The 22,553-nt window shown below is 72.8% G+C and carries 23 protein-coding genes and 1 tRNA gene; 8 read left to right on the top strand and 16 right to left on the bottom strand.

The features are described from left to right. Positions 1-54: 54 nt before the first annotated feature. Together OH807_RS30190 and OH807_RS30185 are read left to right on the top strand one after the other, a co-directional pair. Positions 55-1,017: an ATP-binding cassette domain-containing protein gene (locus tag OH807_RS30190; protein WP_406205100.1), complete on the top strand. Its 963-nt coding sequence runs from the start codon at positions 55-57 to the stop codon at positions 1,015-1,017. Next, complete coding sequence (locus tag OH807_RS30185) at positions 1,014-2,663, top strand: ABC transporter permease (protein WP_406205098.1); 1,650 nt, start codon at positions 1,014-1,016, stop codon at positions 2,661-2,663. The genes OH807_RS30190 and OH807_RS30185 overlap by 4 nt, the downstream gene beginning before the upstream one ends. A gap of 95 nt (positions 2,664-2,758) precedes the next feature. Here OH807_RS30185 and OH807_RS30180 read toward each other — a convergent pair whose 3' ends face one another. The 8 genes from OH807_RS30180 to OH807_RS30145 all read right to left on the bottom strand — a co-directional run bounded on the left by OH807_RS30180 (position 2,759) and on the right by OH807_RS30145 (position 9,366). Then, positions 2,759-3,472 (bottom strand): VIT family protein, encoded by a 714-nt coding sequence (locus OH807_RS30180; protein ID WP_360209898.1) that lies wholly within the window; start codon positions 3,470-3,472, stop codon positions 2,759-2,761. Positions 3,473-3,582: 110 nt separating this feature from the next. Next, a complete protein-coding gene (locus OH807_RS30175) occupies positions 3,583-3,804 on the bottom strand; it encodes a ferredoxin (RefSeq protein ID WP_406205095.1) in 222 nt (73 codons plus the stop codon). Further along, entirely contained in the window at positions 3,795-5,087 is a 1,293-nt protein-coding gene (locus OH807_RS30170) for an NADH-ubiquinone oxidoreductase-F iron-sulfur binding region domain-containing protein (RefSeq protein ID WP_406205092.1), read from the bottom strand. Before OH807_RS30170 ends, OH807_RS30175 begins: the two co-directional genes overlap by 10 nt. Further along, positions 5,084-5,776 carry a ferric reductase-like transmembrane domain-containing protein gene (locus OH807_RS30165; protein ID WP_406205089.1) on the bottom strand — a complete coding sequence of 231 codons (693 nt, stop codon included), beginning with the start codon at positions 5,774-5,776 and terminating at the stop codon, positions 5,084-5,086. Before OH807_RS30165 ends, OH807_RS30170 begins: the two co-directional genes overlap by 4 nt. Further along, positions 5,773-6,717: an FAD:protein FMN transferase gene (locus OH807_RS30160; protein WP_406205087.1), complete on the bottom strand. Its 945-nt coding sequence runs from the start codon at positions 6,715-6,717 to the stop codon at positions 5,773-5,775. The genes OH807_RS30165 and OH807_RS30160 overlap by 4 nt, the downstream gene beginning before the upstream one ends. Then, positions 6,714-7,184 carry a hypothetical protein gene (locus OH807_RS30155; protein WP_406205084.1) on the bottom strand — a complete coding sequence of 157 codons (471 nt, stop codon included), beginning with the start codon at positions 7,182-7,184 and terminating at the stop codon, positions 6,714-6,716. Before OH807_RS30155 ends, OH807_RS30160 begins: the two co-directional genes overlap by 4 nt. Before the next feature lie 104 nt (positions 7,185-7,288). After that, on the bottom strand, positions 7,289-8,689 hold the full coding sequence (locus tag OH807_RS30150; protein WP_406205081.1) for a sensor histidine kinase: 1,401 nt from the start codon (positions 8,687-8,689) through the stop codon (positions 7,289-7,291). Continuing rightward, a complete protein-coding gene (locus tag OH807_RS30145) occupies positions 8,686-9,366 on the bottom strand; it encodes a response regulator transcription factor (protein WP_406205078.1) in 681 nt (226 codons plus the stop codon). The genes OH807_RS30150 and OH807_RS30145 overlap by 4 nt, the downstream gene beginning before the upstream one ends. Positions 9,367-9,684: 318 nt before the next feature. Here OH807_RS30145 and OH807_RS30140 point away from each other — a divergent pair, with 318 nt between their 5' ends. The 4 genes from OH807_RS30140 (at position 9,685) to OH807_RS30125 (ending at position 12,142) form a co-directional block, all read left to right on the top strand. Next, entirely contained in the window at positions 9,685-10,566 is an 882-nt protein-coding gene (locus OH807_RS30140; protein WP_363364736.1) for a potassium channel family protein, read from the top strand. Positions 10,567-10,687: 121 nt separating this feature from the next. Then, positions 10,688-10,828: a hypothetical protein gene (locus OH807_RS30135; RefSeq protein ID WP_360209914.1), complete on the top strand. Its 141-nt coding sequence runs from the start codon at positions 10,688-10,690 to the stop codon at positions 10,826-10,828. A gap of 60 nt (positions 10,829-10,888) precedes the next feature. Next, positions 10,889-11,080, top strand: a complete 192-nt coding sequence (locus OH807_RS30130) for a hypothetical protein (RefSeq protein WP_360209916.1) — start codon at positions 10,889-10,891, stop codon at positions 11,078-11,080. A gap of 366 nt (positions 11,081-11,446) precedes the next feature. Further along, positions 11,447-12,142, top strand: coding sequence for a hypothetical protein (locus tag OH807_RS30125; RefSeq protein ID WP_406205073.1), 696 nt, complete (start codon positions 11,447-11,449; stop codon positions 12,140-12,142). Positions 12,143-12,151: 9 nt separating this feature from the next. On the opposite strand, the gene OH807_RS30120 is transcribed toward OH807_RS30125, so the two are convergent. Beyond that, positions 12,152-12,948 (bottom strand): IS5 family transposase gene (locus OH807_RS30120; RefSeq protein WP_406211282.1). Its coding sequence is split into 2 segments (ribosomal slippage): positions 12,152-12,613 and positions 12,616-12,948, totalling 795 coding nucleotides; the frame shifts between segments, so codons are not numbered across the junction. Between the two features lie 272 nt (positions 12,949-13,220). Here OH807_RS30120 and OH807_RS30115 point away from each other — a divergent pair. Continuing rightward, a complete protein-coding gene (locus tag OH807_RS30115) occupies positions 13,221-14,576 on the top strand; it encodes a tyrosine-type recombinase/integrase (protein WP_406205070.1) in 1,356 nt (451 codons plus the stop codon). 64 nt (positions 14,577-14,640) lie between these two features. Here OH807_RS30115 and OH807_RS30110 read toward each other — a convergent pair. From OH807_RS30110 to OH807_RS30080, 7 genes are all read right to left on the bottom strand, one after another. Further along, positions 14,641-14,714, bottom strand: a tRNA-Pro gene (locus OH807_RS30110). Between the two features lie 133 nt (positions 14,715-14,847). Next, positions 14,848-16,248, bottom strand: a complete 1,401-nt coding sequence (locus tag OH807_RS30105) for an MFS transporter (protein ID WP_406205067.1) — start codon at positions 16,246-16,248, stop codon at positions 14,848-14,850. Positions 16,249-16,334: 86 nt separating this feature from the next. Beyond that, a complete protein-coding gene (locus OH807_RS30100; protein ID WP_406205064.1) occupies positions 16,335-17,126 on the bottom strand; it encodes a DUF1684 domain-containing protein in 792 nt (263 codons plus the stop codon). 253 nt (positions 17,127-17,379) lie between these two features. After that, positions 17,380-18,240 (bottom strand): acyl-CoA thioesterase, encoded by an 861-nt coding sequence (locus OH807_RS30095; protein WP_406205063.1) that lies wholly within the window; start codon positions 18,238-18,240, stop codon positions 17,380-17,382. Between the two features lie 253 nt (positions 18,241-18,493). After that, on the bottom strand, positions 18,494-19,192 hold the full coding sequence (locus OH807_RS30090; protein ID WP_406211280.1) for an alpha-ketoglutarate-dependent dioxygenase AlkB family protein: 699 nt from the start codon (positions 19,190-19,192) through the stop codon (positions 18,494-18,496). A 124-nt stretch (positions 19,193-19,316) separates the two neighbouring features. Next, positions 19,317-19,559, bottom strand: coding sequence for a transglycosylase family protein (locus tag OH807_RS30085; protein ID WP_406211278.1), 243 nt, complete (start codon positions 19,557-19,559; stop codon positions 19,317-19,319). 319 nt (positions 19,560-19,878) lie between these two features. Beyond that, a complete protein-coding gene (locus OH807_RS30080) occupies positions 19,879-20,688 on the bottom strand; it encodes a transglycosylase family protein (RefSeq protein WP_406205060.1) in 810 nt (269 codons plus the stop codon). Positions 20,689-21,415: 727 nt separating this feature from the next. Between OH807_RS30080 and OH807_RS30075 the strand changes: the two genes are divergently transcribed. After that, positions 21,416-22,252: a hypothetical protein gene (locus OH807_RS30075; protein ID WP_406205057.1), complete on the top strand. Its 837-nt coding sequence runs from the start codon at positions 21,416-21,418 to the stop codon at positions 22,250-22,252. The last annotated feature ends 301 nt before the right edge of the window (positions 22,253-22,553 follow it).

Raw genomic sequence — 22,553 nt, 5'->3', positions numbered from 1 at the left:
GCCCGCGTCGCGCCGTAGCGTGGAAACGGACCCGCCGAGCCACGGAGGTGCGGGATGGGGAACACCGCGATACGTACCGAGGGGCTGACCAAGCGCTTCGGCCGGGTGGTCGCCCTGGACGGACTGGACCTGTCGGTCGAGCAGGGAGAGATCTTCGGTTTCCTGGGCCCCAACGGGGCGGGGAAGTCGACCACGATCCGGCTGCTGCTCCACCTCATCCGGCCGACCGCCGGCTCCGCGTGGATCATGGGTGCTCCCGTCGCCGACGTGGAGCGGGCCCACGGCCACCTCTCCTACGTCCCGGGCGATGTCTCGCTGTGGCCGCAGCTGACCGGTCTGGAGATCCTCACGTACCTGGGCAACCTGTCCGGCGCCGTCGACCTCGCCTTCCAGGACGAGCTCGTCGAGCGGCTGCGCCTCGATCCGGGCCTGCGGGCGCGCTCGTACTCCAAGGGCAACCGGCAGAAGATCGCGCTGGTCGCGGCGTTCATGACCCTGCCGGACGTCCTGCTGCTGGACGAGCCGACGGCCGGCCTGGACCCGTTGATGGAGGCCGAGTTCCAGGCTCTGGCCCGCGAGGCCGCCGCTCGGGGACAGACCGTCTTCCTGTCGTCGCACATCCTGGACGAGGTCGAGGACCTCTGCCATCGCGTGGCGATCCTGCGCGAGGGCAGGCTGGTCGAGATCGCGGCCCTGGCGGACCTGCGCCGACTGAACAGCACGGTCTTCGAAGCCGTGCTGGAAGGCCCGGTACCCGAACTGGCCTCCTTGGCGGGCGTGACCGCCGTGGAGCCGATCGACAGCGGCGTCCGGGTGTCGGTGACCGGGCCGCCGACGGCCGTGCTCTCCCGGCTCGCCGGCGCGGGACTGGTGCGCCTGCGCAGCCGCGAGCCGACCTTGGAGGAGATCTTCCTGACCTACTACGAGGCCACCCCCGCACAGCGCGAAGCCGTCGCCGCCGCTCACGGCTCCCGGCCCGCGACCGCCGGCGAGAGCGGGAAGGAGGCGGACCGGTGACGGGACCCGCCACCGTATCCGCGGCTTCCGGCGGCCGGACTCCGCATGACCGCGGACGGCGTCCGCAGGTAGCGCTCGCGCGACTGTCGGCCCGACTGGTCCGGCGCGGCACGGTCCTGCTGGCCCTGGCGGTCGCCGCCTACAGCGCGGTCGAGGTCTTTTCCTACCTCGGCACCTATCCAGACACGGCCTCCCGCTCCAGGCTCGCCACGCTCCAGGACAACCCGGCGCTGCGGATGCTGCAGGGCATCCCGCACGCGATCGACACTCCGGGCGGCTTCGTGGCCTGGGACGGCGGCTGGGTCCTGGTGTCCATCGTGGGGATCTGGGCGCTGCTCACCACCGGGCGGCTGCTGCGCGGCGAGGAGGAGTCCGGACGGGCCGAACTCGTCCTGGCGGGCCCGTTGCGGGCCGGCCGGGCCGTCCTCGTGCAGCTCACGGTCCTGGCGTGCGCCATCGCCGTGATCGGTGCCGCGATCGCGATGGTCCTGACCACGGCCGGCACGGGCGCGGGCGGCTCGGTCCTTTTCGGGCTCGCCGTCGCGGGCTTCGCGGCGACCTTCGCGGGCGTCGCCGCGATCACCGCCCAGGCGTTCGAGGTCCGACGGCGGGCGACCGGCGCCGCGGCGGCGGTGTTCGGGCTGATGTTCCTCGTGCGGATGCTCGCCAACAGCAGCGACTCACGTGGCTGGGCGCGCTGGCTCACCCCGTTCGGCTGGATGGACGAACTTCACCCCTACCGGGACCCGCGGTGGCAGGCCCTGGCGGCACTGCTGGCGGTGCCCGTCCTGCTGGGTGCGGTGGCCGTCCGGCTGCGCCGGGCCCGCGACACCGGCGGGGCCCTGCTGGCCGAACCGGACCGCCGGACATCCCGGGCCCGACTGCTGGGCGGTCCGGCCGCGTTCGCCTGGCGCAGCACCCGGGGTGCGCTGATCGGCTGGGTGATCGGTGTCGCGGCCTACGCGTTCGTGATCGGCTCGACGCTCAGGACCGTCACTGATCTCATCGCCGACGACCCGGCCTACCGCAAGGTGCTCCAGGCCCTCGGCTGGGACGCGGCGCAGGCCACGAAGGCCTACCTCGGCATCATGGCCGTACTGATCGGCCTGTTCCTGGCCCTGTACGCGTGCTGGCGGATCGGCGCCGCCCGTACGGAGGAGGCCGCCGGACGCCTCGACAACACCCTCGCCCGCCCGGTCTCCCGCCGCCGCTGGCTCGCCGGCCACCTCCTGCTGACGGTGGCCGCAACCATGCTGATCGCCGTGGCCGCCTCTCTGGCGCTGTGGACCGGCACCGCGATCGGCGGAGCGGACGTCGGTATCACCGACACGCTCGGGTCGGTGCTGAACACCCTGCCCGTCGCCGTCCTCCTCACCGGCGTGGCCGTCCTCCTGTACGGCGCGCGGCCGCGCCTGACCGTCGCGGCTTCGGTCGCGGTCGCGGTCACCGTGTACCTCGTCCAGCTGATCGGGCCCGCTCTGCACTGGCCCCGCTGGGTCCTGGACGCGTCCCCGTTCCACCACCTCGCCACCGTCCCGGCCGAGTCCTTCGCCCCGGTCTCCACCGTGGTCATGACCGGGATCGGCCTCGCCCTGATGACGGTCGGCGCCGCCGCCTTCGAGCGGCGCGACCTCACGGGCGCATAGGACCGCCGGAGGCGGTGCCGAGCCGGCAACACGGCGGCCCGACTGGGCCGCGTCGCCGGGACGCTCGGCCGGTGGGACCTCGTCCACCGCTCCGGTCAGACTCCGGAGACGTTGGCGATCTGCCCGACCGCGGCGGTGATGGCCATGGCCAGCCCGCCGCCGAGGACGACACGCAGGGTCGGACGCAGGACGCCGGTCCCGGCGGCGCGGGCAGCCAGAACGCCCGCAACGGCGAGGCCGAGGAGAGTGACGGCGACGATCAGCCACAGCCGGGCGGTGGTGGTGCCGGCGAAGAGGCCGAGGAAGGGGAGGAGTCCCCCGATCAGGAAGCTCGCGGCGGAGGCCAGGGCGGCCTGCAGCGGCCTGGCGGCGGTGTGCTCGCTCTGGCCGAGTTCGTCACGCAGGTGGGCCTGGAGCGGATCGGCCTCGTGGAGGGCGACCGCGACCTGCCGCGCGAGGTCGCCGGGGACGCCGCGGGCCTGGTAGATGGCGGTGAGTTCGGCGAGCTCGGCCTCAGGGTTCTCGGCGAGTTCGCGCTGCTCCCTGGCCCGGTCTGCGGTCTCGACGTCGACCTGCGAGCTGACGGACACGTACTCACCGGCGGCCATCGACAACGCGCCCGCCGACAGCCCCGCGAGGCCGCCGGTGACCACTGTCGAGGTGCTCGCCCCGCTCGCCGCGATGCCCACCATCAGGCTCGCGATGGACACCAGCCCGTCGTTGGCGCCGAGCACGGCGGCGCGCAGCCAACCGGCCCGGCCCGCGCTGTGGCTCTCCTGGTGCGGGTTGAGCATGTCGAAGAAGGTCATGAGTCGGGCGCTCCCGTCGGATCGTCAAGGTCATTCTCGGCGTGCCGGCCGGTGGGCGCATCCGGCTGTCCAGCCTTGGGTGGTGACCGGGGCGGCACGCGGCACGGCGGTCAGGTCTGGGCCCGGTCGGTGTGGAGGGCGAGTCGGGGGCAGGCACGGACGGCGCGCCGGGCGTGGGCGTGGAGGTCGGGTGGGACGGCGGTGTCGTGGAGGACGGGGTAGCCCCATTCGTCGAGGCTGATGAGTTCGGGCAGCAGTTCGGCGCACTGGCCGTGGCCGGTGCAGGCGATGCGGTCGACCCGCAGCAGGGCGAGGGCGGGGGTCATCGCCATTCCCTGATCCGGGCGGTGGGTGGCGCGGGCAGGACCGCCGGGCGGCGGCAGGGGCCGCGGTGGAGGTGGTGATCGACGTCGTCGGCGAAGGCGGTCAGGGCACTGGCGGCCAGGCGGGCGGCGCCGTCGGGGTGGCGGCAGGCGCCCCGGCCGGGTAGCAGGCCGACGCGGTGGCGCAGCCGTTCCACCTGGTCGGGGGTGGCGTGGCCGTCGGCGAGGGCGGTGAAGTCGGCGGCGACGGCCGGCAGGCCGAGGCGGCAGGGCCCGCACTGCTGGGCTCCGTTCGCGGCCAGGTAGGTGAGCATGCGGGCGGTCTCGGTCAGCGGGCAGGCGTCCTGCGGCAGGGCGGTGATGACGCCTGCTCCGGGCGCTGCTCCGGCGGGTGCGAGGCTGGCGCGGGTGAAGGGCAGGGCGAGTGCCTGGCCGGCGGGCAGCCAGGTGCCGGCGTAGCCGCCGACCAGGATGGCCTGGAGTGGTTCGGTGGGGCCGCCGGCCTGCTGGAGGAGCGCACCGATCGTGGTACCGGACTCGACTTCGAGGACACCGGGGTCGCGGACGGCCCCGCCGACGGTGATCAGGACGGTGCCCGGGGTTTCGGCGGTTCCGGCTTGGCGGAACCAGTGGGGGCCGTGGCGGGCGATGAGTGCGAGGTGGGCGAGGGTCTCGACGTTCTGGACCAGGGTGGGCAGCCCGTGCACGCCTTTCTCGTGGGTGCGGGGTGGGGATCCGAGCGGGCGGGCCGGGCCGCCGTTCAGCCAGTGGACCAGTGCGGTGGACTCGCTGGTGACGTAGCCGTGCGGCAGCTCCTGGAGGACCATCGGAACGGTGTCGAGGCCGGCCGCACGGCGTTCGTCGATCGCGGCGGTCAGTTCGCGCAGCTGGTGCGTGCGGGTGCGCGGCACGCACAGGTGGACGCGGTCGGCGCCGACGGCCTCGGCGGCGAGTACCGCCCCGTCGAGGACGAGGTGCGGGGCGACGGCCAGGAGGGTCTGGTCCTTGCGGCTGGCCGGTTCGCTCTCCATGCCGTTGGCGACGACGACAGCACGGCGGCGCTGGGCGGCGACGACGCGCATCTTGCGGCCGGTCGGGAACCCGGCTCCGCCCCGTCCGGTCAGCCCGGCCTCCTCGACGGCCGCGATCAGCGCGGCACCCGGGCGGGGTGCCGCACCGTGGCGTTCCAGGTGATCGGCGAGGTCCGCCGGGCGGCCGGTGGTGTGCCAGGCGTCGAGGAGCCTGGCTGTGCCGGTCGCCTGCTGGAGCGTGCGGGCGGGTGCCTGGTTCATCGGATGCCTCCCAGGGCGGTCAGGGACAGGGCGGCGGCGCGGTGGGACCAGCCGGGCTGCAGCGGCCCGGTGGCCAGGAACGCGGCGACCAGAACGGGCACGACCGCAGCCGCGAGGGCGGCGGTTAGCCGGGGGACGGTACGGCCGGGCCCGGCGCGGTACAGCCGCCACCACACGGCGACGACGACGGTGGCCAGGCAGCCGGCGTACAGCCAGAGTTGGAGCGGCAGGCGGGTGTCGCTTCCGGTGCCGGCGGCGTGGAAGAGGGCGAGCGGCCAGGCGGCGTATGCGAGCCAGTGCACCGCCTTCCAGCGGCCGCGGCCCAGGCGCAGCCGCAGGGCGCTGGTGGCCAGGACGGCGAGCAGCAGGTCGAATGCGACGGTGCCCAGGCCCAGCCACAGCGGCCGGTAGGACGCGCCGAACGGGGCGACTGCGGCGGCCCAGTCCAGGTGGACGAAGGGGTCGAGGACGGCGGTGGCGATGTGCAGGGCCAGGAACGCCAGGGTGAGCACGGCCAGATTGCGGTGCAGCAGTCCGACCTCGAAGCGGCCGATCCGACGCGGAGCGCCCTTGCCGCCCACCGCGATGCCGAGGACGACGGTCGCGGTGAGCAGCAGCAGGGCGACGGTCCCGCCCGCACGGGTGGCGTACCAGAGCGGGTTGGCAGCGAGGGCGGTGGCGGTGTTCACCGGTGGCCTCCGCTGGTCGGGGCCTGGGGCCAGTCGCCGAGGCGGGTTTCGGTGCCGTCGATGTGGACCAGCCGGGCGGGCAGGCCGGTCCGGGTCAGCCAGTCGACGGCTTGGGGGCCGAGCACGATGGCGGCGGTGCTGGCGGTGTTGGCGTCCACGCAGGTGGCGGCGGCGACGGTGGCGGTGCGCCAGTGGGGCGCGGTGGAGCGGCCGGTGGCGGGGTCGACGATGTGGTGCACGGTGCGGCCCGCTCGCCGCCAGGTCCGCACGCCCGTGCCGGAGGTGGCCAGGGCGCCGGAGGTGACGGTGACGACCGGGCCGGGCTCGGTGGAGGCGTGGTCGTCGCAGACTCCGACGGACCAGCCTCCGTTCGGTGCGGGACCGGCGGTGGCGAGGTCGCCGCCGAGGTTGACCAGCACGCCGCCGCCGGTGGCGCGGGCCGCGCGTTCGGCGGCCCGGTCCGCGGCCAGGGCCTTGGCGGTGGCGCCCAGGTCCAGCGTCGTCCCGCGCGGGAGCAGCAGTTTTCGGGCCTGTGGGTCCCACGTGACCTCGCGCCAGCCGGTGGCCGGGCGGGCGACGGGCAGGGGCGTGGCGTCCTCGGGCCGTATGGCGGCGAACGTCCGGTCGTAGCCGATGGCGAGGACGGCCTGCCCGACGGTGGGGTCAACGGCACCGTCGGTCAGTTCGGCGGCGCGCAGGGCGACGGTGAGAGCCTGCGCGAACAGTGCGCTCACTGTGACGGGGGTGCCGGCGCGTGCGTTGACCCGGCTCAGTTCGGAGTCCGGGCGGAACCGGCTGCATGCGTCGTCGATGGCGGCCAGCTCGTAGAGCAGGATCGTTTCGGCTTCGGCCAGTGCGCGGTGTTTGGTGGTCAGCAGGGTGGCGGTGGTGCCGAGCGCCGGGAACGAGACGGCCGCCGGGGGGCTGTCGTGGTGCGTCATGAGGCGCCGGTCCGGGTCTGCGGAGCCTGCTGAGCCGGGGCGGGCGGCTGGGTGGGCGGATTGAGGCCGGGCGCGGTGGTGCCGCTGGGGCACGTGGCGGCAACCGGCTGTACTTGGGCGGTGCCCTGCTCGCTGTCGTCCGATGCGCGCTCGCCTTGACCGTCCGCCGCGCGTTCGTCCCCGTCGTCGCTCTCGCGGCGTGTGACGGGTGTGGGTGCGCCGGTCGGGGCAGGGGCCGGCTGGGTGCAGGCGGGGTCGGAGGCAGGCAGGCCTCCGGTTGCGGGGGCGGCGGCGGGCGTGGCCGAAGTCCCGGGCAGCAGCTGGGTGTAGGCAAGGCCGAGGGCGGCGGAGCCCGCGGCAGCCGCGGCGACCGTCCACCGCGTCACGGTGGAGACCCTGCGCATGCCTTGTTCGCGGCGCTGGACAGAGCCGCCTTCGGGCTCGGAATCAGTGTGCGGGTCGGCCATGGTGACCGCTCCTCGTGGTCCGGGTGCGGGTGGTGAATCCACTCACCACGATGCGCGCACGCCTTTCCAGGTCCTGCTCACGGGTTGCTCAGATCTGGTAAAGATCACGGCGAGGTGCTTGTCTCGGGCCCGGCCGTCGGCCCACCCGTCGGGGTGTTGCGCCGCTCCCGCCACCGTGGCAGGTCGAGGACGGCGGTCAGTCCGCCGCCGGGGGTGTCCTCCAGGCGGACGGTGCCGCCGTTGGCGGTGACCAGCCGGTGCACGATGGCCAGGCCCAGCCCGCTGCCGCGGGCTTGCGGGTTGCCGAACCGGTGGAAGGCGACGGCCTTGGCCTCCGGACTCATGCCGGGGCCGTCGTCGACCACCCGCACTCGTACGGTGTCCTGGGCCGGGTCGCTGTCGATCGTGACCGTGCCGCCCTCGGCGACGGCGTCGAGGGCGTTGGCCAGCAGGTTGTCCAGGATCTGCTCCAGGTGGCCGGCGCCGAGTGCGACCGGCCCGGGCGCACGGCACCGCGACCCGAGATGGATGCCGTGTTCCAGGGCCACCGGCTCCCAGGCTGCCGCCCGGTCCCGCACCACCTCGTCCACCCGCACCGCTACCGGCCGTGGCACCGCCTGCTCGGCTCGCGCGACCGCCAGCAGGCCGTCCACCAATCGGGAGAGCCGCGCGACCTCCTCCTGCGCCGAGGCCAGCAGCTCCGGCGCGGCGCCTTCAGGGGCGGCGGCGAGCAGGTCCAGCCGCAGGCGCAGGGCCGTCAGGGGTGTGCGCAACTGGTGGGAGACGTCGGCGACGACGGCCTGGTGGCCGTGGATCAGCGCTTCGGTGCGGGCGGCCATGGTGTTGAAGGTGGCGGCGAGCCTGCGTACCTCCGGCGGGCCGCCCGCGACGGCGGCCCGCTCCCTCAGCTCGCCCTCGCCGAGGCGCTGCGCGGCGGTGTCCAGCGCCGTCAGCGGGCGGCCCACCCACCGCGCCAGCCATACCGACACCAGCGCCGACGCGGCGAGGCCGCCTGCGCCGATCAGCGCGATCCATGCCCACGTGACGGCGATCCGGGTGTCGAGCGGCGCGGTGGACCTTGCCAGTACGACCGCGCCGCCCGGCTGGCGGAAGTCCCCGACCGGTTCGGCGGCCAGCAGGCGGCCCTCGCCCTCGGGCGGCTCCGGCTCGCGGCCCGAGAGCGACTCGGCGGCCAGCTCGCGGGCCTCCGGGCCCTGCGCGGCCGTGCAGGGCGTGCTGGCCACCAGTTGCCCGCCGGCGTCGTAGACGGCTGCGCAGTCGCCCGCCTGCTGAGCCGCGGCGAGGTCCGCGCGCATCGCGTCAGGGGGAAGGTGGTCCGACAGGTACTCCTCGGCGGAGGAGGCGATCACCCGGGCAGCGGCCTGCGTCTTGTCCCGGAACGCCACGTGCTCACGCTGTGTGATCGACAGGCCGAGCGGCACCGCCGCCGCCGTCAGCAGGACGAGCGTCAGGGTCAGCAGGGCCAACGCGATCCGGCGGGTCATGGCCGTGACGCCACCTCGCCGAGCCGGAACCCGCGCCCGTAGGCCGTCTCGATAAGTCCCGGGACCGCGAGCTTGCGGCGCAGCGCGGCGACGTGCACGTCGACGACCTTGGTCGGCCCGTACCAGTGGGCGTCCCAGGCGCTCTCCAGGATCTGCTGGCGGGTCACCACCCGCCCGGGATCGGAGGAGAGACAGGCCAGAATGTCGAACTCCTTCGGCGTCAGGGCGACTTCGCGGCCCTCGACGGTGACCCGTCGGGTGCGGGAGTCGATGACGAGCGGACCGTGCCGGACCGGCTCGTGATCGGCCGGGTGAGTGCGGCGCAGGACCGCACGCAGGCGGGCAAGCAGCTCGGCGAGGCCGAACGGTTTGACCAGGTAGTCGTCGGCGCCCTCGTCCAGGGCCAGCACCCGGTCGGCCTCCTCACCGCGGGCCGTGACGGCGATGATCGCCGCATCCGAGCGCTGCCTGAGCCGACGGCACACCTCGACGCCGTCCATGTCGGGCAGACCCAGATCGAGCAGGACCGCATCGGGCGGAGACTGCGCCAAGGCTGCCCGGCCGGTGCCGACACAGTCCGCCGCGTAGCCGACCTGCCGCAGCCCGCGCACGAGCGAGTCCGCGATCACCGGATCGTCCTCCACCACCAGCACCCGCAGGCCCGCCGTGTCTGGCACAACCGCCGTATTCATCACACCGCGCCCGCCTCTCTAACGGCCGATTTACGCGATCCTGCCGCTACAACCAGCATGCCTGCGCCACTGTCGCGGCAGCTTGGGCCACCCAGGCCACCTACCAGCCCTACCCGGTGCTCGCCAGGCAACCGCCGCTGTCGCGCAGCCCATGCCTACAGCTGCCCGACGCTCCCGCCGGGTGCATGACTGTGGTCGTCGCCGGGACGGAATACCTGCGCGGAGGGGTACGGGTCCGTGCGCGCGGCTCCAGCGGTCACGCCTCCCGGCGCGAGAGTCTGACACGCGGCGAAAGGAAGCGGTATGGACTGGCTGGTGACCGTGTCGGGGGCGCTCGTGGTACTCCTCGTTCTGCGGGACGTGTTCCACACACTGTGGCATCCCACCCGCCACGGCGGACTCAGCAGACTCATCATGACAGCCGCATGGCGGCTGACCTCGCACCTCAGCACGCACCGCCGAGCGGCCGGGCTGGCGGGCCCGCTCGCCATGGTCTCGGTCGTGGCCCTGTGGGCGTTCACCGCAGCGATCGGCTGGGCACTCGTCTACTGGCCGCACATGCCGGTGTCCTTCACCTACTCCACCGGCCTCGAGCCCGCCGAACACGCCGGCTTCGTGGACGCGCTGTACGTCTCCCTCGTCAACCTCACCACCCTCGGCCTCGGGGACATCGCGCCGACCGCCGGATGGCTACGCATCGTCGCCCCCATCGAGGCCCTCGTCGGGTTCGCCCTCCTGAGCGCCACCGTCTCCTGGATCCTCGGCATCTACCCGGCCCTCGCCCGCCGACGCGCCCTGGCCCTGCGCCTTTGCCACCTGCGCCGCAGCCACCCCACGACAGGACAGGGCTGGCCGACTGCCGGGGCAAATCTGCTCGACAGCCTCTCCAGGGAAGTCGCCATTGTCTCCGTCGACTTCATGCAGTACGCCGAGTCCTACTACTTCTACGACGGCGACGACCGCACCTCCCTGCCCGCCCAGATCGGCGACGTCGTCGAACAAGCCGACGAAGCTGCGGCCTCCGCACATCCGGAGGTCCGGCACTCCGGTTCGGCACTCAAAGCAGCCCTCGAAGATCTCGCCGCCATCCTCGACGAACGCTTCCTCCACACACACGGCACACCGAAGCAGACATTCGAAGCCTACGGACGCGACCACGGCCGCCAATCCGGATCCGCAGGCTGAGGTACAACCCAGTCGGGCGCCATGTGACTGGCTGTCCTCGGATGACGGTGGAGTTGACGCCTGCGGTGGAGAGGTGTCTGGGCGCCCTGCCTGCCTCTGCCATTTTCTGCGCCGACTAGACGTGGCCGGGATCGTCGACGACCTGTGCCCGATCCGCGAGGTCGCCCACCCCACCCACGGCCAGGTGATCGAGGTGATGGTCGCCAACCGGCTGTCCGCACCCGCGCCGCTGGTCCGCGTGGGCGATCGGGCCCGGGAATGACGGTGGAGGAGGTCTTCGGCATCGAGCCAAGTACGCCAGGCTCTTGGCCCGGAGCAGACCATGCTCGGCCTCTACCCCGACAACCGCGCCGTCCGCCCCACCGGCCGCGTGATCTTCTACCACCTGGCCGGCCTGACGATCCGGCCCGGCACCGCGACCAGCCCACCCGTCGTCCTCAACCGAGGAGTCCAAGCACACCTGCTCGAACTCCTCAGCATCGACGAAACCCGACCCCGCTGGCTGGAGACCTGAAACCCCACGTGCGAAGTCCGGGGCTGGTACAAGGAATCGACGAAGACCTTAGAAGACATCTCATTTGGAGAGTCTTCGGAGGCGAATGAGGGCGACGACGATGCTGGCCAAGGTGGTGAAGTGGTCGGCCGTGCGCGGCTCTCACCCTGTGCGCGATGCCGAGGCGGTTCCATCCAGCCGCCCGTGGTGCGGCCCGCCCGGCCCTGACGAGTTGCAAGACGCTCATCTCCGCATGCTGGCCAGCGGCCACCCTTGGTGATCAGTTCGTAACTTGGCGTGTCCATTCATCTTTGGGGCGGCCCAGACCTGGGTATCCGCTTGGAAGGGGGACCGTTGGTTCCGTGACGACAACAAGGGGGGTTGGTCGTGACTGTTCAGGTCGGATGGGCTTCATGCCCGAAGTGCCAGGGGCTCCACTACGCGGGGTTCGATTTCAAGGGGGTCTGCCCGGCGGGTGGGCCGCACGAGCAGGTCGGCAGCTTCTCGTACACCCTCCGCTACGACGTGGCTGGTTCGGACCAGTGCCAGCCCGGTTGGGCTGCGTGCCCGAAGTGCCAGGGGCTGTTCTACGGGCCTTTCCACGGCGTCTGCCCAGCGGGCGGGACGCACACGGCGACCGGCAGCTACGCCTACGGCGTCACCTACGGCGTCTCCGTGGCCTACGACGTCCAGCTGGGCTGGACCTCGTGCGCCAAGTGCCAGGGGTTGTTCTACGGGCCGTACGGCGGGGCCTGCCCCGCCGGCGATCTGCACAGCACCCGCGGCAGCTTCGACTACGCCCTGGGCATCGAACACCCCTTCATCGAGGGATTCGTCATCCGGGGCACAAACATCGTGGTCTCCGGAAGAGGGTTCACCCACGGAGGCAGCGTGCGGGTCCGCTACTGGTACTCCCTGGCGGGCAGGGAGTACTGGAACGACAAGGTCGTGTCCGCGGACTCCGCGGGCGCCCTCAACCAGGTGGTGGTGTTCAGCTCGCTCCCCGCCGGGGCGGTCCACAGAAAAGTCCAGGGTGTGGACTTGGCCGCCAAGATCGACTCCAACAAGTTCGACCCGTTCTAGGAAGTCATCTCATTCGGATAGTCGTCGGGTGCAAATGAGGGCTGCGGCGATGCTGGCGAAGGCGGCGAAGTGGTCGGCCTTGCGTTCGTAGCGGCGGTGGAGTCGGCGGAAGCCGCCGAGCCAGGCGACGGTGAGCTCGATCACCCAACGGTGGCGGCCGAGACGCTGGGAGGACTCGACGCCTCGGCGGGCGATGCGGGCCGGGATCCGCCGTCGACGCAGGTACGAGCGGATGAAGCGGTGGTCGTAGGCTTTGTCGGCGTGCAGCTTGCCGGGACGGCGGCGCCGCGGTCCGCGCCGTGAGCGGATCGGCGGGATGGCGTCGACGAGCGGGATCAGGGCCTGGCTGTCGTGGACGTTGGCCCCGGAGACCGCGAGCGACAGGGGTAAACCGGTACGTTCGGTGAGCAGGTGGATCTTCGACCCGTACTTGCCCCGATCGACAGGATTCGGACCTGTCAGCTCCCCTTTTTCAGGGCCCTCATGTTCACCGAGTCGACCGCGCACCTCGACCAGTCCAGCTCGCCTCGCGCGCCGAGCTCCTCCAGGACCACCCGGTGGAGCTTGGCCCACACCCTGGCCCTGCTCCACTCGGTGAAACGCCTGTGCGCGGTGGGCCCGGACGGACCGAAGCACGGCGGCAGCTGGGCCCACGTGCACCCCGAGGTCGCGACGAACACGATCGCTGCCAGGACCTCGCGATCCCCGTGGCGCCGCCGGCCCCCACCCTGCGGGCGCACCGGAGCCTCCGGCACCACCAACTGGAACAACTCCCACAGCTCGTCCGGCACCAGCCGCTCAACGATCAGCACCTTCAGAGTCTACTCAACTCATCCAAATGAGATGTCTTCTTAGCGACGACGCCGAAGACCGGAACGACGAAGAGGCCGCGCAGCACAAGAACCAAGAGCCGCGAACGTGGCCGAGCCTGGCCTACAGCTCATCTCCCCTTATCGCCAGCCAAGGGAGACCCACAGGTCAATAGCCATTTTCCGGGGATCGTGGTCGCACAGTGGTCGCCCCAGAGGAGCAGAATGGGAGGCAGAACCCGCGCGCTCGACCTTCCGAGGCGATCACCATGCGCTGCTCACCGAACCCAGGCAAAGACCGAGGGCGCGTCTACCGGCGCTGCGGCTGCCGCGACACCGACCGGCGCCAGCTCGGCGCCAACTGCCCCCGCCTTGCCGCCGACCCGCACCACGGCACCTGGGCCTTCGCCGTCGACACGCCCTCCCTCGACGGCCACCGCCGCACCATCCGCCGTGCCGGCTTCCCCGACGAGCTCGACGCCCGCATCGCGCTGCGGCGCTTCAACGAGGGCCTGGCCCTGTGCGTCGTCACCGACCCCAGGCAGCGCACCGCCGAATACCTGCGGGACTGGCTCGACGAGAAAGAGCTCCGGCTCAAGCCCACCACCATGGCCCGCTACCGCGCCTACGTCGAACAGGACCTGATCCCCGCCTTCGGCACCATCCCCCTGATCGACCTCACCCGCCAGCACCTGAGCGCCTTCGTCACCGACCAGCTGCGCCGGGGCCGCGGCAGGGTCACCGTCCACCGGATCCTGGCCGCCCTCTCCAGCGCCCTTGGCAGCGCCGTCACCGACGAGCGCCTGGCCCGCAACCCAGCCAAGCCACCGCTCCTGCCCCGCCCCGCCTCCGCCCCCAGGCACCTGTGGACCGAGGAGCAGGCCGCGCGCTTCCTGCGCTTCACCCACGTCACCGACCCGCTCTACGCCGACCTCGCCGAACTCATGATCGGCTCCGGCATCCGCAAAGGCGAAGCACTCGCCCTGCACTGGGACGACGTCCACCTGCCCGAACGCGTCTTCTTCATCCGCGCCACCCTTTCCGTCGTCGACAACAACCAGATGCTGCTGACCACGCCGAAAACCAAAGGCAGCAAGGCGTGGGTCGCCCTGTCCGACCGCGTCGTCGACGCCCTCGAAGACCGGGCCGGCACACGAGCGTTCGGCCAGATCACCCCCGCCGGCGGCTACGTCTTCCACCGCCACGGCCGTCCTCTCCACCCCAAGAACGTCCTCGACCATTTCCACCTGCTCTGCGACAAGGCCGGCGTCCCCCGCATCGCCCTCCACGACCTGCGTCACCTCACCGCCAGCTTCGCCACCGCAGCCGGCGTCCCCCTGCCCGTCATCTCCAAGACCCTGCGTCACCGCACCCTGTCCACCAGCGCGAACATCTACACGGACCTGACACTCCTCGCCGCCCGCGCGGCCGTCGACGCCGTCGCCTGGATCCTCGACAACGCCGACCGCGCCGCCCTCAGCCGGCCCGCCTGCCGCGCCCGTCGCCCCTGGCACCAGAACCCACGCCCGCACCGGCAACTGCCCGCACACCAGCAGACACGAACAGAAGAACCCTCAGCAGCCTGGCCGATGTGGCCCGGCGACCACCATGCGACCACCAGCTGACTCAACAACAGAAAGAGACGGCACCTGGATTCCCAAGTACCGTCTCTCACAACCGACTTCACAGTCGGGACGACAGGATTTGAACCTGCGACCCCTTGACCCCCAGTCAAGTGCGCTACCAAGCTGCGCCACGTCCCGTGGTCTCGGCGCCTTCGGCGGGGCCTTGCGGCTCTGCGGTGGGGCTTCTCGACCTTGTCGCCGTTGCTGGCGACGTGGAAAACAATACAGCACGTCGGGGGGTGCTCGCTGCCAGGTATCGCGGGGGGCGAGGTCAGGGGGTGGGGTCGCGGGCGTCGTAGCGGAGGAAGGCGGGGCGGCGGGCGGCGAGGAGGGTGATGGCGGCGACGCAGGCGAGCCCGCCGCTGACGACGGAGGCGGCGGGGCCGGCGAGGGAGGCGACGGCGCCGGACTCGAAGTCGCCCAGGCGGGGGCCGCCGGCGACGACCACGATGAAGATGCCCTGGAGGCGTCCGCGCATCTCGTCGGGGGCGGCGACCTGCATCATCGTGTTGCGGAAGATCATGCTGACGGTGTCGGCGCAGCCGGCGACGGCGAGCAGGAGGAGGCCGAGCCAGAGGTTGCGGACCAGGCCGAAGGCGGCGATGGCGAGGCCCCAGGCGGCGACGGAGGCGAGGACGGCGACGCCGTGGCGGTTCACGCGGCTGACCCAGCCGGAGAACAGGGCGCCGATGAGGGCGCCGACGGCGGGGGCCGAGACGAGCAGGCCGACGGTGCGGGCGTCGCCGCCGTAGAAGGTCAGGGCGATGGCCGGGAAGAGGGCGCGCGGCATGCCGAAGATCATCGCGGCGAGGTCGGCGAGGAAGCTGGTGCGCAGGTTGGGCTGCTCGCGCAGGAAGCGCAGGCCGTCGAGGACGGAGGCGCGGCCCTTGCGCTCGCCGAGCGGGAGCATCGCGGGCAGGCGCCACATCGCGTAGATGGTGGCGGCGAAGGCGACGGTGTCGACGAGGTAGGCGGACTGAACGCCGAAGGCGCCGATCAGGACGCCGCCGAGCATGGGGCCGACAGTGAGGCCGAGGTTCATGCTGACGGTGTTCAGGGCGTTGGCGGCGGGGAGCTGGTGGCTCGGGACGAGGCGCGGGATCATCGCGGATCGGGCGGGCGAGCTGAGGGCGAAGAAACCGGCCTGGACGGCGACGGCGGCGTAGAGGACGGCGACCAGGCCGAGTCCGGCGAGGGCCTGGGCGGCGAGGACGGCGGAGACGGCGGCGAGGCCGGCCGAGCCGATCAGGCCGAGGCGCCGGCGGTCGACGGTGTCGGCGATGGCGCCGCCGTAGAGGCCGAAGGCGACCAGCGGGAAGAGGGCGAAGAGCCCGACCAGGCCGGTGGCGAAGCTGGAGCCGGTCAGGTCGTAGACCTGGATGGCGACGGCGACGGCCGTCATCTGCTGGCCTATCGAGGAGACGGCCTGGCCGAACCAGACCCGCCGGTAGTCGGCGTTGTCGCGCAGCGGGCTGAGGTCGGCGAAGGCTCCGCGGGCGGCCCGGCGGTACCAGGCGGGCGCGGGCCCGGACGCGGCGGCCGAAGAAGAGGCGCCGGAGGAGGCGGACGGGGACGTCGGAGGAGCGGAGTCGGCGGGATCGGCGGGCTCACCCGTGGACGATGCGGGCCCGGTCGCCGAATTGGCAGGATGATTGGTCGACACAACCCCCATATTCGCCCCGCCCGTTGACGCGTCCACCACCGGGGCGGCGCTCGCGGCGGTCGCCGCCCCACCGCCCCGGTCGTGCACGACGTCCGTCAGCGGGTCAGCACCTGCTTCTCCCCCGCCTCGACGGCGAAGTCCAGCCGGTTGCCCGGGGGCGGGAAGGGGCAGATGAAGTGGTCCGCGAAGGCGCAGGGCGGCAGGTGGGCACGGTTGAAGTCGAGCACCGTGTGGCCGTCCGCGTCCGGGGCGGGCAGGGTGATGAAGCGGAAGCGGTAGGTGTCCGTCCCGCTGCTCGCGTCGGCGATGACGCCGCTGAGCCGGTCACCCGCACGGCTGACGGTCAGCGTGCGGTGCTCGCCGGCGACGGTGAAGGAGACCCGGCCGGTGACCGCCAGCGGGCGGTCCTTGCCGTCCGCGTTGGGGACGACGACCGCCTGCGCGTCCTCGGCCCCGAACGGGGTGAAGACCGCCGGGACGGCCCACTCCGGCGCGTAGGGGTACGCGGAGATCCCGGCGAAGGACGTCCGGCGGGGAGCCTCCGGGTCGAAGACGCGCAGGGCGAGCTGGCCCTCGCGCTCGATCGGGACGAGGCGCAGCCCACCGAGGGTGGCGGTGTCGGCCGCCGGGTCGGTGTCCGGGCGGAGCAGCACCTCGCCGTCGGCGGGGGCCGGGGCTCCGGTGACGGTGATCCCGTCCCCCGCCGCCGCGCGGACGCGGACGCCCTCCGCATCGGCCCACCAGAGCCCGGGCAGGCCGGGTATCGCGGTGGGCTCGGACTCCAGCCAGTGCGTCCCGGTCAACGCCAGCTGGCCGTGCGGTGAGCTCACCGTCGCCGCCCGGCTGTCGCTCCAGTGCTTCCAGTCCTCCGCGGCTGTCGCCGTCATCGGCATGCCCTCCCAATCCGGTCCGGGGCCCGCAGGCCGTGCGTGGTCCCCCACCACTCCAACACCGGTCGGCGGGGTGGATCATCCCTCGGACCGTTTCAGGCCTGTGAACTCGCCCATCGAGCCCTCAAGCCGTCGGGCCCACCCGCCCGGTCCATGAGCAACGGACCCAGGAGCCGCGGAACCAGAGGCACCGGCCCACGGGCCCACGGGCCCTCGGCCGAGGCCTGGGCCGGCGGGCCCACGGGCCGGCTCACCCCTTCAGGGGCCGGAAGAGGCCCTCCTGCACGACCGAGACCACCAGCCGGCCGCTGCGGTCGTAGATCTGCCCGCGGGCCAGGCCGCGGGCGCCGTGCGCGATCGGGGATTCCTGCTGGTAGAGCAGCCAGTCGTCGGTCCGGAACGGCCGGTGGAACCACATCGCGTGGTCGAGCGAGGCCATGTCGAAGTGACGCGTGCCCCAGAGCGGCTCGACGGGGGCGCGAACGGCGTCCAGCAGCGTCATGTCGCTCGCGTAGGTGAGGGCGCAGACGTGGATCAGCGGGTCGTCGGGCAGGGCACCGTTGGTGCGCAGCCAGACGCCGCTGCGCGCCTCGACACCGGCCAGCTCCTCCTTGGTCCAGCGCAGCCGGTCGACGTACCGGATGTCGAAGGGCTGTCTGCGGCTGATGAACGGGGGGAGCTCACCGAGACGGGAGCCGACCTCCTCCAGGGCGCTGGGCAGGTCCTCCGGGGCGGCGACCTCGGGCATCGGGTGCTGGTGCTCGATGGCGCCCTCCTCGGGGACGTGGAAGTCGGCGGTGAGCGCGAAGATCGACCGGCCGCCCTGGATGGCCAGGACCCGGCGGGTGGTGAAGGAGCGGCCGTCCCGGATCCGGTCCACCTGGTAGACGATCGGCACGCCGGGCACCCCGGGGCGCAGGAAGTAGGCGTGCAGCGAGTGGACGGGGCGGTCACTGTCCACCGTGCGCCCCGCGGCCACCAGTGCCTGGCCGGCCACCTGACCGCCGAACGTCCGCTGCAGCGCCTCCTCGGGGCTGCGCCCGCGGAAAATGTTCAGTTCGATCTGCTCAAGGTCCAGCAGTTCGACGAGTTCGTCGACGGGGGTACCCATGCGTGCGCTTCCTCTCCGGACCACCGGCCCGGACGGAGGTCTCCCGTCCGGCTGTCGGCGCCCGTTCTGTCGAATTCTCCCGCCCCATCGAATTCTCCGGCGACCCCGGGCATTCCCCCCACCCGGGGGCCATCGCTCCGGTTCACTCGAACGAGGACCCATCGACTCGCAAACTTGTCGAACAGGCCCCACGCGCCCGACTCGGACGCGCCCCCGGAGACACCCCGGAGACACCCCAGGACCGCCCACCGTGTCAGTCCTGGAGGCCGGACCGGCGGACGGTGATGTTGAGCCGCCCGGTCAGCCCGAGCGCCGGCTCCGCCGTGCCGGGCAGCGTCCGCACCACACCGTGGTAAGCGAACCGGGCCGCACCGCCGAAGACCAGGAGGTCGCCGCTGCGGAGTTCCAGGTCGACCCACGGACGGGTACGGGTCTCGGTGTTGCCGAGGCGGAAGACGCAGGTGTCGCCGAGCGACAGCGAGACCACCGGCGCATCGGTGCGCTCGTCACGGTCCTGGTGCAGGCCCATCCTGGCACCGTGCGGGTAGTGGTTGACGATCGCGATGTCCGACTCGTAGTCGACCGCGCCCGCGACGGCCCCGGCTGCCTCGCCGTACGCGTCCGTGACGGCCCGGCGGGCCAGCCGGCCGAGCTCCGGCGGGAACGGCTTGACGGGTGTGCCGTCGTCGGCGGTCCGCCGGTAGCCGTAGGGGTACCAGTGCCACCCGAGGCTGACCGTCCGGACGGACATCACGCCGCCGGTCGGCATCCGGACGGTGTGCATCCCCGCCGGCGGACGGGCCCACTCCCGGCAGGCGGCGACCAGGCGCAGCTGGGCTGCGGCGTCGAGCCAGCCGGGGAGGAGCACGGCGCCCGGCGCGGGCTCCGAACGTTCACGGGCCCCGCCCCCGCCCGGCCCCTCGCCGGACGGCCCGAACAACTCGCCCTGGATCACACCACCATCCTCGCGCACCCGTACGACAGCCAGCACGGTCACAGGTCAGGAGTCAGGGGTCACGGAGTAACGACCACCCGACCACCCGGCCACCCGGCCACCCGGCCTCACAGTCATCGGTTCATCCGATCATCCCGATGTCCCGCGCGCAGGCCGGCCAGGCCTCCCACCCCTGCATCCGGAGAATCTCCTCGGCGACGGCGGTCTGCTGACGCCGGCTCGCGCGGTCGGGCCGGCCGGCGAACCGCAGGCCGCCGGCCTCCTCCCAGGTCGGCGGCCAGATCTGCAGCCCGCCGAAGTAGCCGTTGCCGGTGTTGGCGCGCCAGTCGCCGCCGCTCTCGCACTCGGCGAGGTCGTCCCAGATCGCTTCCGCGACGGCCGGGGCGGCCCGGGCGAGGCTGCCGGGCAGCAGCCCGACGGTCAGCAGCAGGGCACCGAGGGCGGCGGCGAGGGCGGCAGCGCGGCGCGCCGGGCCGCCAATCGGTACGAAGGATTCACGCCTGATCCTATGAACGCTGAGAAGGCACAGCAGCCGACCCTAGGCGCGCGCCGTCCGGCTCCACTCCGACACGCCGGACACGCCGACGGCCGCTCCCCCGCACAGCGGAGAAGCGGCCGTCGGACAGTACGTCCACAGGACAGCGCCCGGGGCCGGTGGGGCCCCGGGCTCAGGAACGCCTGGATCAGACCGCGAGGGTCTGGCCCGGGAGGATCAGGTCGGGGTTGCCGCCGATGACCTTGGCGTTGTTGTTGTAGAGGGTGTGCCAGTCGATGCCCTGGGCGGAGGCGATCTTGCTCAGGGTGTCGCCGGCCTTGACGGTGTAGCTGCCACCGGTCACGGGCTGGGCGTCGTTCGAGGTCGCGGCCTTGTCGGACTTCGCGGCCTTGTCGGACTTCCACGACTTGGCGGAGTCGGCGGACTTCGGCGCGGCGGCGGCCTTCGGGGCCTCGGCGGCCTTCGGGGCGACCTTCGGGGCCTCGGCAGCCTTCGGGGCCGGCGCGGCCTTCGGCGCGGCGGTGGCGGCCGGAGCAGCCGGGGCGGCCGGCTTGGCGGCGGCGGCCGAGCCGGCGGAGGTGTCGACGGCGGCGGGGGCGCCGCCCTTGGTCAGACCGGCCTTGACGGAGCAGACGGGCCAGGCGCCCGGGCCCTGCGAGGCGAGGACCTTCTCGGCGACCGAGATCTGCTGCGCCTTGGTGGCCAGGTTGGCCTGCGAGGCGTAGGCGGTGCCGCCGAAGGCGGCCCAGGTGCTGGAGGTGAACTGCAGACCGCCGTAGAAACCGTTGCCGGTGTTGATGGCCCAGTTGCCGCCGCTCTCGCACTGGGCGACAGCGTCCCAGGTGGAGACCGAGGCGGCAGAGGCCGAGGTGGCCGTGACGAGGCCGGCCACCGGCAGGGCCGCGACAGCAGCGCCCGCCACGACAGCCATCCGAACGCGGTTGCGCTTGGTGGCGGTGGAGGTGGTGGCAGCGGCGGACTCGTTACGGAAGGTCATGAGGTTCCTCTCGACAGCCCCGGGCGGGCATGCGGAACCAAGCCCTCGGAAGGGAGTCGGTTTCCGCTCGCCGCGTCCGTCGGGCGGCCGTGCACGTGTCGGACGTGCCGCGCCGCCCCTGGCCACCCGCCACGCACCGGGGACCTGTTCGAGCAGTCGCATCGGCGGGCACGGCCGGCGCCGGGTGAACCGGCGGGCTGTGCGTCGGGGGTGAACCCGGGTGGTGCTCGTTGCACCGCCAATGAAGCTACGAGTCAGCCGCCGGGGATCCAAACAACCGACGGTCTGCCCAGGTCAGCCGGGCGTTACCCACGGTAATGACCAAGTAATCGTGCCCTGAATGTCCGATTTAGCCGTCATTTCCTAGATCAAACATCAGCGCCTCGTGACCCACCTCACGGTTTCATTCCGCCAGGCCTGTCGCCGACATCGACAGATTGCGAGCAGTGGAACACGAAGAGCGATCGATTCAGGGGCAATTCCCGTCAGCCGCGGAGCCCACCCGTGACCCCTGACACAGGGGTCCGTTGGTAAAGGCGGCCGGAAACGCCCCTTCCGTGACCGCCCGCCGTACCCGCATCACGACCCCGTCCGACCGACTCCCGTACCGAAGCCCCGCACACACCCGCACCGCACCCACCCCACACCCGCCCCCATGCACGCCCCACGCACGCCCCACGCACGCCCCACGCACGCCAGCGAAAAACCCGACACCTGAGGAGTCCCAGTGCCGCGCATGCTCGACGTCAGCGACGAGGTCCGATCCGAGATCGGCGACGACGAGGCCGACCGCCTGCTCGGCGGCGCCCACGCGCCCGACAGCTACGAGTGCACCTCCTGCCGCACGCCCGGCGACTCCCTCCAGGAGCCCACCAGCACGGTGCTGTTCGTCGGCGACGAGACGGCGGTGCTCGCCTTCGCCCACGCCCGCTGCATCCCCTCCCAGGTGGTGCCGGTGTCCGAGGAGCAGCTGGTCGGCGCCGTACGGAGCATCAGCCAGGCCGGGACCGACGCCCCCGCCGGCGCCCCCGGCCCGGTGGTACCGGGCCCGACCGCCGCTCCGGCCGAGCCCGGCCGGCCGGCCGCACCCAGCCAGGCCGCCATCCTCGGGATCACCTGCGGCCTGATCCTGCACGGGGACACCGGCCACGCCTCGCTCGTCGTCGAGCCCACCGGACCGGTCGGGCGTCCCGGGAACACCTCCGGCACCGACGAGTTCCTGGACCTGCTCCAGGACGCCGGCTTCCAGCCCGTCACCGACCTCAACAAGACGCCAGACCAACTGGCCGGCTGGTCGGTCCTGGTGGCGATGGGCAAGCTGCACGCGATCCTCCAGCCGGCTGCCGCCGGTGGCAGCACCGGTTGGTGGCAGGCCCACCAGCCGCTCCAGGTCACCGACGCCTGGCGGTTCGCCGCCAATCAGCTGACGGAGGTGACCATGTACGCCGTTCCGGCCGGAATGGTCGGCCGGCAGCCGCGCGAGGACCTGCTCCGCCAGGCGCTGGAGCGCGCGGTCTCCCTCGGCCAGGTTGTCGCGGCCTCCCTCCCGCTCGCGGGGACCTGAGCCGACACCTGACCCGGCCCCGGCGCCCGGCCCGCCCCGCCCCGCCCGGCCACGGCCGAGCCCTCCCGGCCCGGCACGGCCCGGCGCCCACTCGCCGCGCACCGAGCCCGCCGAGCCCGCCGAGCCCGCCCGTCGAGCGCACCCTCGGAGCCCCGCCCCGAACGCGGCTCCGCGCGCCGCACGCGCCCGTTCCCCGCACCCACCCCGATGCGGCCCCGCTGCGGCCCCTGGGCGCCCCACGCCGCGGCCGGCCCCGCCGATCGTCACCACGATCGGCGGGGCCCCGCATCCTCCGGGGGAC

This window comes from Kitasatospora sp. NBC_01560, from assembly GCF_045208415.1.
Lineage (GTDB): Bacteria > Actinomycetota > Actinomycetes > Streptomycetales > Streptomycetaceae > Kitasatospora.
This window is presented reverse-complemented; position numbering and strand designations above follow the sequence as displayed.

Coding starts and splice junctions, on each gene's coding strand:
- OH807_RS30190 (WP_406205100.1), top strand. CDS start 55: ATGGGGAACACCGCGATACGTACCGAGGGGCTGACCAAGCGCTTCGGC.
- OH807_RS30180 (WP_360209898.1), bottom strand. CDS start 3,472: ATGACCTTCTTCGACATGCTCAACCCGCACCAGGAGAGCCACAGCGCG.
- OH807_RS30175 (WP_406205095.1), bottom strand. CDS start 3,804: ATGGCGATGACCCCCGCCCTCGCCCTGCTGCGGGTCGACCGCATCGCC.
- OH807_RS30170 (WP_406205092.1), bottom strand. CDS start 5,087: ATGAACCAGGCACCCGCCCGCACGCTCCAGCAGGCGACCGGCACAGCC.
- OH807_RS30160 (WP_406205087.1), bottom strand. CDS start 6,717: ATGACGCACCACGACAGCCCCCCGGCGGCCGTCTCGTTCCCGGCGCTC.
- OH807_RS30155 (WP_406205084.1), bottom strand. CDS start 7,184: ATGGCCGACCCGCACACTGATTCCGAGCCCGAAGGCGGCTCTGTCCAG.
- OH807_RS30150 (WP_406205081.1), bottom strand. CDS start 8,689: ATGACCCGCCGGATCGCGTTGGCCCTGCTGACCCTGACGCTCGTCCTG.
- OH807_RS30140 (WP_363364736.1), top strand. CDS start 9,685: ATGGACTGGCTGGTGACCGTGTCGGGGGCGCTCGTGGTACTCCTCGTT.
- OH807_RS30130 (WP_360209916.1), top strand. CDS start 10,889: ATGCTCGGCCTCTACCCCGACAACCGCGCCGTCCGCCCCACCGGCCGC.
- OH807_RS30115 (WP_406205070.1), top strand. CDS start 13,221: ATGCGCTGCTCACCGAACCCAGGCAAAGACCGAGGGCGCGTCTACCGG.
- OH807_RS30105 (WP_406205067.1), bottom strand. CDS start 16,248: ATGGGGGTTGTGTCGACCAATCATCCTGCCAATTCGGCGACCGGGCCC.
- OH807_RS30100 (WP_406205064.1), bottom strand. CDS start 17,126: ATGACGGCGACAGCCGCGGAGGACTGGAAGCACTGGAGCGACAGCCGG.
- OH807_RS30095 (WP_406205063.1), bottom strand. CDS start 18,240: ATGGGTACCCCCGTCGACGAACTCGTCGAACTGCTGGACCTTGAGCAG.
- OH807_RS30080 (WP_406205060.1), bottom strand. CDS start 20,688: ATGACCTTCCGTAACGAGTCCGCCGCTGCCACCACCTCCACCGCCACC.